10 protein-coding genes are annotated in these 13,787 nt (G+C 65.6%); 9 read left to right on the forward strand and 1 reads right to left on the reverse strand.

Annotated elements, in window-relative coordinates:
- The first annotated feature begins 281 nt into the window (after positions 1-281).
- From ACVOLV_RS14030 to ACVOLV_RS14050, 5 genes are all read left to right on the forward strand, one after another.
- A complete protein-coding gene (locus tag ACVOLV_RS14030; protein ID WP_481554934.1) occupies positions 282-941 on the forward strand; it encodes a response regulator in 660 nt (219 codons plus the stop codon).
- A complete protein-coding gene (locus ACVOLV_RS14035; protein WP_481554935.1) occupies positions 938-2,770 on the forward strand; it encodes a sensor histidine kinase in 1,833 nt (610 codons plus the stop codon). The genes ACVOLV_RS14030 and ACVOLV_RS14035 overlap by 4 nt, the downstream gene beginning before the upstream one ends.
- Positions 2,771-2,864: 94 nt before the next feature.
- A complete protein-coding gene (locus ACVOLV_RS14040; protein ID WP_481554936.1) occupies positions 2,865-4,349 on the forward strand; it encodes a hypothetical protein in 1,485 nt (494 codons plus the stop codon).
- Between the two features lie 81 nt (positions 4,350-4,430).
- Positions 4,431-4,595 carry a hypothetical protein gene (locus ACVOLV_RS14045; RefSeq protein WP_481554937.1) on the forward strand — a complete coding sequence of 55 codons (165 nt, stop codon included), beginning with the start codon at positions 4,431-4,433 and terminating at the stop codon, positions 4,593-4,595.
- Positions 4,596-4,736: 141 nt separating this feature from the next.
- Positions 4,737-5,825 (forward strand): serine hydrolase domain-containing protein, encoded by a 1,089-nt coding sequence (locus ACVOLV_RS14050; RefSeq protein ID WP_481554938.1) that lies wholly within the window; start codon positions 4,737-4,739, stop codon positions 5,823-5,825.
- Between the two features lie 122 nt (positions 5,826-5,947).
- On the opposite strand, the gene ACVOLV_RS14055 is transcribed toward ACVOLV_RS14050, so the two are convergent.
- A complete protein-coding gene (locus tag ACVOLV_RS14055) occupies positions 5,948-8,143 on the reverse strand; it encodes a primosomal protein N' (protein ID WP_481554939.1) in 2,196 nt (731 codons plus the stop codon).
- 421 nt (positions 8,144-8,564) lie between these two features.
- Here ACVOLV_RS14055 and ACVOLV_RS14060 point away from each other — a divergent pair, with 421 nt between their 5' ends.
- The 4 genes from ACVOLV_RS14060 (at position 8,565) to sppA (ending at position 13,621) form a co-directional block, all read left to right on the forward strand.
- Positions 8,565-9,584: a hypothetical protein gene (locus tag ACVOLV_RS14060; protein WP_481554940.1), complete on the forward strand. Its 1,020-nt coding sequence runs from the start codon at positions 8,565-8,567 to the stop codon at positions 9,582-9,584.
- Entirely contained in the window at positions 9,577-10,137 is a 561-nt protein-coding gene (locus ACVOLV_RS14065; protein WP_481554941.1) for a DUF3106 domain-containing protein, read from the forward strand. The genes ACVOLV_RS14060 and ACVOLV_RS14065 overlap by 8 nt, the downstream gene beginning before the upstream one ends.
- Positions 10,138-10,278: 141 nt before the next feature.
- The gene (locus tag ACVOLV_RS14070) at positions 10,279-11,643 is read left to right on the forward strand and encodes an MATE family efflux transporter (RefSeq protein WP_481554942.1); all 1,365 of its coding nucleotides are present in this window, start codon (positions 10,279-10,281) and stop codon (positions 11,641-11,643) included.
- 70 nt (positions 11,644-11,713) lie between these two features.
- A complete protein-coding gene (sppA, locus tag ACVOLV_RS14075) occupies positions 11,714-13,621 on the forward strand; it encodes a signal peptide peptidase SppA (RefSeq protein ID WP_481554943.1) in 1,908 nt (635 codons plus the stop codon).
- Positions 13,622-13,787 lie beyond the last annotated feature (166 nt).

The raw sequence follows: 13,787 nt of genomic DNA on the forward strand, positions 1-13,787 counted from the left end.
GCTTGAGCCCCTCTCCCGCACGCGGGGTAAGAGGGGCAGTTTGCGAACCACCGGTTCGCTGCTCCCTCGAACGCCCTTGCGCCGGCGCAAGGGCCGGGGCGCGGAGCGGGGGTTGGGGTGAGGGCAGCTTGTGCCCTTGGACTTCCTCCCCCTTGGTTGCCACTGGGGAAAGGCTGGGCGTTGCCAGACTGCCCCAATCCGATCAATCGCCCGCAGCCCATCACAAGCCAACCGTAAGAGCACGCTAAACTCCGCCACAACACGGACCATGGCGGGGGCCGATGGAGCTGTCTTCCATCCTGATCATCGACGACGACGCAGCTTCGCTGGCGAGGCTGGCCCGGCTCGTGGCTGAATTGCTGGTCGAGCAAGCGCCGCAGATCCATACGGCCGACACTCTCGGCAGCGCCCGCACACTTCTGCAGACCCACCACTTCGACCTGGCCCTGGTAGACATGCAGCTGCCCGACGGCACAGGTACCGACCTGATCAGCTGGATGCAGCAGCACCTACCGCAGCTGCAGGCGGTGATCGTGTCCGCGTTCGCCGAGGAAGAAACCATTTTCGCCGCGCTCCGCGCAGGCGCCATCGGCTACCTGCTCAAGGACCGCGACGATCTCGAGCTGACGGTGGCGCTGCGCAGCCTGCAACGCGGCGGCGCGCCGATCGACCCGATGATCGCGCGGCGGATCCTGGCATTACTGCCCGCCGCACAGCCACCTGTCGCCGCACCACCAATTCCCAGCGTGCATCTGTCAGAACGTGAACTCGGCATCCTCAGCCATGTCGCACAGGGCTATGGCAACCGCGAGATCGCCGACCTGCTCGGCTTGTCGCGGCTCACCATCGAAGCCCATACCCGCAACATCTACCGCAAGCTGGCGGTGGGGTCGCGGACCGCTGCGGTATACGAGGCGCGCGCGATGGGACTGCTGCCTTGATCCGCTGGCTGTTGCTGCTGCTGTTGGCCGCTTGTGTGGGCAGTGCGAGCGCGCAGACAGCGGGCATCAGCCGCATCACCCATGCGGAGGCTGTGCGCGCTGACTGGCAATCGCCGGCAGCGCCTGCGCAGGGCTGGGTGCAGGTGCCACTGGCTGACCAATGGCAGACGCGCTGGCCGGATCACGATGGAGTGGTCTGGTATCGCCTGCGCTGGCAGCAGAGCGATGCCAATCAGCCAACCGGCTTGCTGCTGGATTACACCTGCATGGCGGCGGCCGTGTATCTCAACGGCAGCTTGATCGATCGTGATGCATCGCTGGTCGAACCGCTGTCACGCAGCTGGCATGTACCGCGTTACTTCCTGCTGCAGTCGCCGCTGCTGCGACAGGGTGAGAATGAGCTGCTGGTGCGCGTGTCCGGCCTGGCGGCTTACCAGCCCTCACTCGGCGTGGTGGATGTAGGCGATCCGAAGGAATTGCAGGCGCGTTATCGCAAGGCCATTTTCGTCCGCCACGACCTGCAGGTCCTGGATAGCGCCATCGGCTTCGTGCTGGCGGCGGTGATCGGCTTGTTCTGGCTGCTGCGGCGCAAGGAGTCGATGTACGGCTGGTACGCGCTTAGCGCGGTATTTGGCCGTCTGTACGACAGCAACTTCTTTGCCAGCAGCCCGTGGCCGTTCGCCACAACCGATGCATGGCAGGCCTTCATTGGCGCCTGCTATGTGGCCGGCGCTGCCGCCCATACGGTATTCCTGCTGCGCTTCTGCGAGCGGCGCTGGCCGCGCCTGGAGCGGGTACTGCTGGCCTTCGCCGTATTGGTGATGGCAGGTGCCTTGCTGTGGCCGCAATGGATGGGGCCGCACCGCAATGTCTATCTGGTGCCGACCATCGCCTTCCTGTACGTGGTCTCGTTCACTTTCATGGGCTATGCACTGCGCAGTGGCCGGCGTGATTACCAGGTGCTGGCACTGTGCATCATCCTGCCGATCGCGGTGTCGCTGCACGATCTTGGCGTCTACATGGGCTGGTATGGCGGGGTCAGTTATCTGGGCTCGTTCACCTCGCCGTTGATGCTGCTTGGCATGGGTTTCGTGCTGGCCTATCGCTTCGCCAACACCATGCAGCGTGTGGAAGGCTTCAATGCCGAATTGCGCCATGAGGTGCAGCAGGCCACCACGCAGTTGGCCGACACCTTGCAGCAACAGCATGCCCTGGAGCTGTCGCACAGCCGTGCCGGTGAGCGCCTGCAACTGGTACGTGACCTGCACGATGGTTTTGGCGGCACCTTGGTCGGTGCAATCGCCCGCCTGGAGCAGGCGCCGGATGACACGCCACGCGAGCAGGTGATCGGCGTGTTGCGCGAGATGCGTGACGACCTGCGCCTGGTCATCGACAGCACTGCCCGCGAGCAGGCCGATCTGGCCGAGCTGCTGGTGCCGCTGCGACATCGCGCCAGTGGCTTGCTGGACGCGGTCGACATCCAGGCCCACTGGCACCTGCAGGACATCGATGGGATCGAGCTTGGCGCCACCCGCAGCCTCGATCTGCTGCGCCTGCTGCAGGAAGCGCTGACCAATGTGTTCAAGCACAGCCGCGCGCAGCGCGTGGATGTCTATCTGCGCAGGCAGGGCGACCAGCTGCAACTGCATATCGACGACGACGGGGTTGGCCTGGCGCAGGGCGCTCACGGAGCGGTTGCGGCGCGCACCGGTGCTGGACTGGCCAGCATGCGGCTGCGCGCGCGCAGGTTGGGCGGGGAGTTGCAGGTATCACCTGCTGCCAATGGCACGGGTACCCGGCTGGCGCTGGTGCTGCCGCTGATGGCGTGACCGGCCTACGGCACGCCGACTACCTGATTTCGTGGATGCGCGATTGGCTGGCCGGGCATTAGCTTTCCCCCTTGCTGATTCGGGGGATTCCATCATGAACCGTCATGTCGTTACCAAGGCTGGGCCGCTGGCGGCGGCCGCCATGCTTGCCCTGCTGCCAATGTTGCCGGCGCAGGCCGCTGAAGTCGTTGGCGGCAGCGCGCCGACGGCACCTTGCACACAGGACACGAGCACCGGCGCCATCGCCTGCCAGGACGGCAGCCGGGTGGGGGGAGACGGGCCCGCAGGCCCGAACATGCTGGGCTGGAGCACCTCCGCTGGCGGGCTGGGCAATGCCACCGGCAACACCGCATTCGGGCAAGGCAGCTCGGCCGGCATGGGCGGGCAGGGCTCAAATGGCACCGCCGGGGGGACCGGTGGTATCGGTGGCAATGGAGGAACCTACAACCTGGCGTTCGGTACCAACAGCAGTGCGGGTAACGGTGGAAGGGGCGGCCAGGGCAGCGCGGGTGGCACGGGCGGCAATGGCGGCGCCGGCGGCAACTTCAACATCGCCCTGGGCGATGGCAGCCAGGCCGGCAACGGTGGCGTTGGCAATGACATGTGCTGCGGTTTCTCGGCCCCAACGGGCGCTCCGGGCACGGACAACAACGTCGCCATCGGCCGGAACGCGGTAGCTGCCGGTGGTGGCTCGGTTGCGCTGGGCGCTGGCAGCAGCGATGAAGGTGCTGCCAACGTGGTCTCGGTGGGCTCGGCAAGTTTGAAAAGGCGCATAAGCAACGTGGCTGCTGGCATCAACGGCAGCGATGCGGTCAATCTCACCCAGCTGGGTGCGTTGGCAGCTGCGCTTGGCGGTAATGCGAGCTACGTTGGCGGCAGCTTCACCGTACCAAGCTACATCGTCCAGAACGTCAGTTACCAACAAGTGGGGGCCGCACTGGGAGCGCTGGACAGCGCGTTGTCCACGCAGAACAGCAGCTTGGCCGCGATCGCTGCCAGCGGTGATGCGGCGACTCTGGTCTCTGCAATGCAGTACACCGATCAGCAATTGGCCGGCGGCCAGGCCGTCGCCCTGCAAGCAGCGCAAGCCCATGCAGATGCAGGTGATACCGCCACGCTGGCGGCGGCCTCGGGCTATACCGATACCCGCGTTGCAGCGGTGCGTGCGGAAGTGAATGCCGGCGACAGTGCAACCCTGGCATCGGCCAACCAGTACACCGATACAGCGACAACGCAGTCGCTTGGCAGCGCGCGGGCATATACCGATGCCGCCGTTGCCGCGTTCAGCGATGACTTCACCCGTTTCAACGATGGGGTGAATCGACGCCTGCATGATCAGGACCGGCGCATCGACCGTATGGGGGCGATGACATCGGCGATGACCAACATGGCAATGAATGCAGCCGGGGGGCAAAGCGCGCGTGGCCGGGTTGCAGTGGGCGCGGGTTTCCAGGGCGGTGAGCAGGCACTGTCGCTTGGCTATGGTGTGCGCGTTGGCGCGCGCGGTTCGTTCTCGTTGGGTGGCGCCTTCGGTGGCGGGGAAAAATCCGCAGGCCTTGGTTTTGGCCTCGATCTTTGATGCCGGCGCAGGCGGATGGACGGCTGCGCCTCATCGCTTATGCGCAACGCACAAGGCGAGGAAACCAGCGACCGATCTGGCATGTCCCGGCAGGCCGTGACACGGCCTGCGACGAGAACATGCTGCAGCCGATGGATCTTCCACGACGCCTGCATCCGCAACCTGATTGAAGGGACCGCCGGCAGCGAGGCGTGGCGTGTGATCGTGCGCGAACAGCTGGCCATGCAGTCGCTATTGCAGCATTGAGCGGACGGGTTCCAGCACAACCGGGGGCGGGGCCGGCCGCCGGTTCAAACCTTTTCAATGCTTCCTGCATCCAAACCGGAAGTGGGTATACACAACGCCCCGCTGCGACATACTCCTGCCGCCCACAACCGGAACCAGACAATGCAATTGGCCGCACCACGACTCCTGCTGTGCCTGCTGGCCGTGCTTCTCTTCCATCCTCTATCCGCGCTCGCTGCAACGCGTGACGCTGCCGATGAGGCGACGCGCCGCTTCATCGCGGTGACGATGAAGGAGCGCGGTATCCCCGGCATGCAGGTGGCCGTGGTCAAGGACGGTCGCGTGGTGTTCTCCGAAGCGCATGGCCTTGCCAATGTGGAGAACAAGGTGGCGGCGACAGCCACCACCTTGTTTCCGATCAACTCGGCGACCAAGGCATTCACCGGTGTGGCGATCATGCAGCTGGTCGAGGCTGGGAAGGTGGATCTGGACGCGCCGTTATCCACCTACCTGCAGCAGTTGCCGGCCGCATGGCGGGGCATCCGCGTACGCCAGTTGCTTGCGCACACCTCCGGCTTGCCGGACATCGTAGATGCGGACGGACTTGTGGGAGGTGGCTCCGAAGCGCAGGCATGGCAATTGGTGGAACAACAGCCGATGCAGGCGCTGCCCGGCGCGCAGTTCGTCTACAACCAGACCAACTATGGCTTGCTGGCCAGGATCATCGCCCAGCGCAGTGGCAAGGCCTACGAGGACTATCTGGCCTCTGGTCAGTTCGAGCCGTTGGGAGTGCGCCACGTAACGTTCGGCGACAGCTACGACCTGGTGCCGAATGCGGCAACGATGTACAGCTTCTTCCCACGCAGCAGTGATGCGGCCGATACGCCGCAGAGGCTGTCGCACTGGTTCTACGACGTGCCGCATGGTCTATGGGCAGGCGGTGGCATCCAGACCAGCGCAGGGGAACTGGCGCAATGGTTGGCGGCCTTGTTGCAGCATCGCGTGTTGAGCGCGGACAGCCTTGCACGCATGTGGGCGGCTGAGCGTTTGAACGATGGCAGTGTCGGTGCCTGGTCAGCAGGTTGGCCGGTGTCCGAAGCGCAGGGGCGGCGCCAGATCAGCAGCTTCGGCGGCGCACGCGCGGCGTTGCTGGTCTACCCGGATGAAGGCTTGGCGGTCGTGGTGTTGACCAACCTGGTCGGTGCCAACCCACAGCAGTTCACCGCGCAGATCGCCGATTTCTACAGATAGCAGCGTAGTGCCGAGCCATGCTCGGCAGAAAGGCCAATGTAGTGCCGAGCCATGCTCGGCAAGAGGCTTCACCGGTAATGCCTGAGCCGAGCATGGCTCGGCTCTACAGGCCGCGACAGCCCTCAATACAGATCCATCGGGTCGACATCCAACGACCAACGCACGCGCCGTGCTTGCGGCAAGCCATAGGCCTGCAGCATCAGTCCATCCAGTGCTGCATGCAGCGGCCGCCGCTGATCGGCTGACAACAGCAACTGCGTGCGCTGGAAGCCTGCGCGACGCGGCATCGGTGCAGGCATCGGTCCAAAGCGTTCGACATCGTTCTGCTTGGGGATCAGGTGTTTGAGCGCGGCCAGGAACTCATTGGCCTGCTCCACCTGTTTCGCTTCTGCACGCAGCAGTGCCATATGCGCGAACGGTGGAAATCCAGCGGCCTCACGCTGCAGCAATTCGGCATCGGCAAAGGCGTGGTAACCACCGTTGACCAAGGTGTGCAGCAAGGCGTTGTCCGGATGATGTGTCTGCAACCAGACCTCGCCGGGGCGCTCGGCACGGCCAGCGCGGCCGGCGACCTGGATCAATTGCTGGGCGAGCTTCTCACTGGCGCGGAAGTCGGCGGAGAACAGGCCTTCATCAATGCCGACCACGACTACCAAGGTCAGCTTCGGCAGGTCGTGGCCCTTGGCCAGGATCTGCGTGCCAACCAGGATGCCGGGTTGGTCGCCCAGGCTTGCCAGCGTCTGCTCCAGCGCATCACGACGACTGGTGGTGCTGCGGTCGATGCGCAGCACCGGGTAGTCCGGAAACAACTGCAGCAGGCGTTCTTCCAGGCGCTCGGTGCCAATGCCCTGCGGCTGCAATGCCAGGCTGGCGCAATCCGGGCAGGCCAAGGGCACCGGCTGGCGCGCGCCGCAGTGGTGGCATTGCAGGCGGCGACCGCCATCATGCACGGTCATCGGTGTCTTGTGCAGCGGCGTGCTGCAGCGTTTGCACGGTGCGGTCCAGCCGCAGTCATGGCAGAGCAGCACCGGCGCATAACCGCGGCGGTTCTTGAACACCAACACCTGGCTGCCAGCTTTCAGGTGCTGCTCGATGCCAACCAATACTTCCGGTGACAGGCCATCCTGCAATGGTCGCTTGCGCACATCGAACACGCGCACACCAGGTGGTTTGGCATCACCGGCGCGTTGCTGCAGGCGCAGATGGGTGTAACGGCCGCTGCGTGCGTTATGCAGCGACTCCAACGATGGGGTTGCGCTGCCCAGCACTACCGGCACGTCCAGCGCCTTGCCGCGCACCATCGCGAAGTCGCGTGCGTGGTAACGGATCCCGTCCTGCTGCTTGTAGCTGCCATCGTGCTCTTCGTCGATGACGATCAGGCCGGCCTGCGGCAACGGGGTGAAGATCGCCGAGCGCGTACCGACGATCACCCGCGCTTCGCCGCGCGAAGCGGCGGCCCACACGCGTGCGCGCTCGTTATCGTTCAAGCCCGAATGCAGCGCATGCACGGGAATGCCCAAGCGGCTGCGGAAACGCTGCAATGTCTGCGGAGTCAGGCCGATCTCCGGCACCAGCACCAGCGCCTGCTTGCCTTGTTGCAGGCAATGGCAGATCGCCTGCAGATAGACCTCGGTCTTGCCGCTGCCGGTGACGCCGTCGAGCAGGAAGGGCTGGAAACCATCAGCTGCCTGCAGCGCATCGATCGCCGCTTGCTGCTGCGGATTCGGTTGCGGGCCGGCGACGATGCGCGGCTGCGGGATCACCGCCGGCACTTCGATGCGCTGGACATGCTCACGCTTGAGTAGCGCGCGGGACGCGCTGCGCCAGTCTTCCAGCTGCTCGTCCAGCAGATCCTCGTTGACTGCGCCGTCCAGCAGCAGTGTGGCCAGCCGTTGCGGGCGGGTACCGCTGCGCAGGCGGTCGTAACCGGCGCGACCGGCCTCGGTCAGCTCCCAGGCCCAGCCGTGGGTATCGGGCAGTGGATCGCCGCGACGCAGCGGCGCCGGCAGCGCGGTGGCGAACACCTCGCCGAGCGGGGCGTGGGTGTAGCGTGCCAGCCAGCGCAGCGACGCACTCAGCTCACCCTGCAGTAACGCGCTGTCATCCAGCCATTGCAGGGCCGGGCGCAGGGCGGCCGGATCATCCCCCTGGCCGATCGACTCGACCACCCCGACCAGCTCGCGCGGGCCGAACGGCACCCGCAGTCGCCGGCCGACATCCTCCTCCCGGGGGGGCGGGCTGCCAACGGGCGGCAGGTAGTCGAACAGTTGTGGCAAGGGCACCGGCAGGGCGATGCGTAGGGTGGGGCAGGCAGGCATACCGCCAGTTTAGCGGCAGCGGCTGATTTGGCCTTCGCTATTTACCCTCGTCCATATGCAGTGAAGTCCTGCATAAATGAGGCGTAAACGCTGGCTGCGCTTGGGAATTTACTCTTATCCACATTTCCTGTGGATAACTCTGTGGGCGAGTAATGTGCTCCACGCGTTCAAGGCGATGGATCAAGCCTCTGGGTCAACTTGGACAAAAAATAGCCACATTGAATTATCGATTAAAATCAACAACTTGTCCGTGAAACAAAAACGAAACACAGTCTCGCGGCGGCGTGCGCGGCAGAAATGTCACAGCGTATTGACGCTGTGCACAAGTTGTTGCAGGCGCTTGCAGAATCGGCCCGGTGTTGGCCTGGGGCGTCTGCAGTGCGGTGTGTGCTCGGTATCATCACGGCATGACGGAGTTCACATGATGGCTGCACCAGCCCCTCTTTCGCCGGCCGCAGCCAATGCTCTGTCCGCCTTCTTGCGCGGGGTAGAACGCCGCGCCCTGGTCGTTGCTGAATTGCAGGCCGGCGATGTCGCCGTTGGCGAGCGTGCCGTGGCGGTTGCCATGCGTGCCTTTGTCGGCCCCGCCGCGCAGTTGCTGATGGTGGAATGGCCGGCTCGCTTCTGGGCCCTGCTATGCAGCACCCCGCAACTGCTGAAGCCGGCCAACCCCGGCAGCTGGGAGCCGGAGTTGGCGCACCTGGGCAGCTTGGCTGCGGGCGAACGCCTGGCGCTGTTGCTGCGCATCGGCGCCGGTCTGGATGAAGCGGCGGCATCGGCAGTGCTGGGTGTGGATGCCAATGCCTACCGGCAGGCGCTGGCGGATGCCTGTCCCCTGGATGCCGCTGGCCGACCGGATGCCGCCAGCTGGCGCGCCTTGGCCGAGCAGGTGCAGGCGCGGATCCGTGATCTGTCGCCGCCGCGCCTGCAGCAGCTCGAGCAGCTGCGCGAATCGGTCATCACCGGTGCCTTGCCGTCACGCTCGGCGCCGAGCGCACCCGCGCCCGCCACAGCGCCTGTGGAAGACCCGCGCCGTCACAAACCGCCACCGCGGCGCAGGCAGTCCAAGCCCTGGACGCTGCGGACCTGGTTGCTGCTATGCCTGCCGCTGCTGTTGCTGGCGGTGGTTGCGCTGTGGTGGTGGCGTTCGCATACGCTGGTGGCCGCTTCACCGAATGAAGGCAACGGCCTGGTCGACAACGGCCCGGTACAGGTTGAGGAACTGCCTGACGACAGCACACCGGCGGGGCCGGGTGACGACCCGCACGCTGCGGCCGACACGCTGATGCTGGCCGATCCCGCCCTGGACACAGCCAGAGATGCTGACTTCCATGCCTGGTATGCCGCCGGTGGCCCGATCCCGGTGGACGAGTCGCAGCCGCAGCCGAGCCGTCCAGAGCCGGCCGGCGCAGCCCTGGAGACGACGGATGCGGATGAGTAAGTTGGGTTTGGCCGGTCTGGTCCTGTGCGTCGCGCTGCCATTGCATGCCGCCGCGCCAACCGCGGTGCCGATCATGCCGTCCGCACCCGCTGCCAGCAGCGTGGTCGGCACGCAGCATAGTTGGGCTTCGATGAGCCCGGCGCAGCGGCGTGAGGTTCGCAGCCGCTATGCGGCCTGGCAGGCACTGCCCGACAACGAACGACAGCGCATCCGCCAGGCGGCGGCGACGCTGGCGGCACTGCCTGATGACCAGCGCCAAGCTCTGCGCGCGCGCTACATGGACATCGACAAGATGCACCGCGACGGTTGGTTGCTGGGCCCGCAGCTGGGGGCCTTGTATCCGCGCCTGCAGCCTCTGCTGGGTTACCTGCCGGCGGCCGAACGCGAGCCGGTGATTGCCTTGTTGCGCCAGCTCACTGCCGGCCAGCTGGAGCAACTGAGCCTGATCTCGCAGCGCACGCCTCCGCAGCAGCGCGACGAGTTGCGCACCCAGCTGCTGGCCTTGGCGCCGGCCCAGCGCGATGCCTGGCTGCGTGAAAAAGTAGGCGGCTGAGTTCCACGTAATGCCGCCCCGCACCACTCGTTCATCCGCGGTGCGGCGGCACAACAGCGTTGCCACGCTAGAATAGGCGCACTCCGCAACCCGGCATCTGTGCGCTTCCTGCGCCGGCCGTAGTCTGCGTCCCTGTGTTTTATGTCCATGTCTCCCGCCACGCCGCGCTTCATGCAAGAAGTGCGGACGACCGGTCTGCTCGCCCTGCCGCTGGTGCTGGGCCACGTTTCCACCGGTCTGATCGCCTTTGTCGACAACACCATTGCCGGCCACCACGGCACCGATACCTTTGCTGCGGTCAGCATCGGTACCGCCCTGCTATGGCTGCCGATGCTGGTGCCGATCGGCACCTTGATCTCGCTCACCGCTTCGGTGTCGCAGCTGCACGGCGCTGGCCGTGATCGCGAAATCGGCCCCTTGTTCCGCCAGGCACTGTGGCTGGGCGTGGGCTTGAGCGCGCTGATGTTCCTGTTCCTCAGCGTGGTGCCGGCCTTCCTGCCGGCGTTCGGTATTGCCCCTGATATCGTGCCCGGTGCCACCGACTTCCTGCATGCCATCCGTTGGGGCGTGCCGGCACTGACCCTGTACTTCTGCATGCGCTATCTCAGTGAAGGCATGCATTGGACCTTGCCGACCATGCTGATCGGTTTCGGTGGCCTGCTGGTGCTGGGGCCATTGGGTTATGCGCTGTGCAACGGCAAGTTCGGCTTCCCCGAGCTGGGCGCAGCAGGGCTGGGCATCGCGTCTTCGGTAACCATGTGGGTGCAGGCGCTGGCCTTTGCGACCTACCTGTGGACCACCAAGCGCTTCGCCCACCTGCAGTTGTTCAGCCACTTTGAACTGCCGCGCCCGCGCGCGATCTGGGACCTGCTGCGTACCGGTCTGCCGATTGGCATCACCGTGTTGATGGAAGGCGGTCTGTTCATCATCACCGCGTTGCTGATCGGCCGTATCGGTGCCACCGAGGCCAGTGCCCATCAGATCGCGATCAACGTGGCGCAGCTGTGCTTCATGATCCCGATGGGCGTGGCCGAGGCCACCACCGTGCGGGTCGGCCATGCGGTCGGCAGCAACGATCCGCTGGGCGTGCGCCGCGCCACCTGGGCCGGCTACGCCATTGTGCTGGTGACCCAGATGGTGTCGATCACCGCCTTGCTGCTGGGCCATGACGCGGTGGTCGGGCTGTATACCGACGACCTTGCGGTGGCCGCTTTGGCCTCCACCTTGTTGTTGTATGCAGCCACCTTCCAGATCCCCGATGGCATCCAGGTGCTGTCCGCTGGCGCCCTGCGTGGGCTCAAGGACACCCGCGTGCCGATGTTCATCGCCATGTTCGCCTATTGGGGCGTTGGCATGCCGGTCGGTGCCGGGCTCGGACTGGGTCTGGGCTGGGGGCCGCAGGGCATGTGGATCGGTCTGATCATTGGTTTGACCGTGGCCGCGGTGCTGTTGGGCTGGCGGCTGCGGGTCAGCAGCGGCCGGCTCATCACCCAGGCTGCCCCCTGACTTAAAGGCCATGCCGGCAGCGTCCGGTTATGCGTATCCTGACTTGCAACCAGCCCCAACCGGAGCGTCCATGAATCCCCCTCCAGTGCCACGCCGCAATCCTGTTGCCAGCTTCTTCATCGGCATCTGGGACGTGATGAACTTCACCCGCCGGTTGATCCTCAACCTGCTGTTCTTCGGCCTGCTGTTCCTGATCCTGATCGGCTTGATGGTCGCCGTGGGCAAGGGCGCTTCATCGACGACGCTGCTGCAGGAAGGCACCACCCTGGTGATCGCGCCGGAAGGCCGTCTGGTCGAGCAGTACAGCACCGACCCGCTCAGCCGTGCGCTGGGCAAGGCGCTGGGTGAAACCAATGCCGAAGAGCTGCAGCTGCGCGACCTGATCCGCGCCATCGAAGCGGCCAAGGACGACAAGAAGATCAACCGCGTGGTGCTGCAGCTGGACAAGCTGCAGCCCAGTGGCTTCGCCTCGATGCGTGAGGTCACCGCCGCGCTGCAGGATCTGCGTGCTGCCAACAAGCAGGTCGTCGCCTTCAGCGAGAACATGGGCCAGTCGCAGTACCTGCTGGCCGCGCAGGCCGATGAGGTGTACCTGGATCCGATGGGTGGTCTGTTGCTGGAGGGCCTGGGCCGGTACCGCCAGTACTTCCGCAGCGGCCTGCAGGACAAGCTGGGCGTGGACGTGCACCTGTTCAAGGTGGGTGAGTTCAAGTCCGCCGCCGAGCCTTACGTGCTCGACGCCGCCTCGCCGCAGGCCAAGGAAGCCGACCTGTTCTGGATGAACGATGTGTGGCAGCGCTACCTGGGCGACATCGCCAAGGCACGCAAGCTCGACGCCGCCCAGCTGGCCGCCGGCATCGACACGCTGCCGGAGGGCATTGCCGCCGCCGAAGGCGACCTCGCCCGTTTCGCCCTGCAGCAGAAGCTGGTGGACGGTCTGAAGACCCGCGAGGAAGTGGATGCTCTGTTGACCGAACGTGGCGTGGCCGACGGCGATGCCGATGGCGGCTATCGCCAGATCGGCCTGGGGGACTACCTCACCCAGATCGACGCGCGCCGCTCGCCGGTGGATTCGCGTCCGCAGGTCGCCGTGGTGGTGGCCGAAGGCGAAATCTCCGGCGGTGACCTGCCGGCTGGCCGCATCGGCGGCGTGTCGACCTCGGCATTGCTGCGCGAAGCCCGCGACGATGACGACGTGAAGGCTGTGGTGCTGCGCGTGGATTCGCCGGGCGGTGAAGTATTCGCCTCCGAGCAGATCCGTCGTGAAGTGGAAGCGCTCAAGGCCGCCGGCAAGCCGGTGGTGGTGTCGATGGGTGACATGGCTGCATCCGGTGGTTACTGGATCAGCATGAACGCCGACCGCATCTATGCTGACGAATCCACCATCACCGGCTCGATCGGCATCTTCGGCATGATCCCGAACTTCGCCCGCAGCCTGGACAAGATCGGCGTGCATACCGACGGTGTCGGTACCACCCGTTTTGCTGGCGCGTTCGATGTGACCCGGCCGATGGACCCGGCCGTGGGCCAGGTGATCCAGTCGGTGATCAACAAGGGCTATGCCGATTTCACCGGCAAGGTTGCAGCGGCACGCAACAAGCCGGTTGAAGCGGTGGACGAAGTCGCACGCGGTCGTGTGTGGAGCGGTGCGCAGGCCAAGGAGCGCGGTCTGGTTGATGCCTTCGGTGGTTTGAAGGCGGCGGTCGACCATGCCGCGACGCTGGCCAAACTGGGTGACTCCGACAAGTTCCGCGTGCGTTACATCGAGAAGGCAGCCACCCCGTTCGCGCAGTTCATGACCGGCTTCGCCGGCAGCCGCGCCGGCGCCTGGATGCTGGCCGACTCGGGTATGGCGCGCATGCTGGTCGCCAAGCAGATGCCGGAGCTGGACACCCAGCTGCGCTTCGTCGAAGACGCAGTGAAGGACCGCAATGGCGCACCGGTGAAGTCGCTGGCGTACTGCTTCTGCGGTTTGTAAGCGAATCTGTGTGATGTGCAACAACAACGCCGCCTTCGGGCGGCGTTGTTGTTTCTGTCTGTAGTGGGGGGGGGGGGGGGGGGGGGGGGGGGGGGGGGGGGGGGGGGGGGGGGGGGGGGGGGGGGGGCGCGGGGGGGGGGCGGGGGGGGGGGGGGGGGGGGGCCCG

The organism is Stenotrophomonas sp. STEN023, assembly GCF_056760135.1.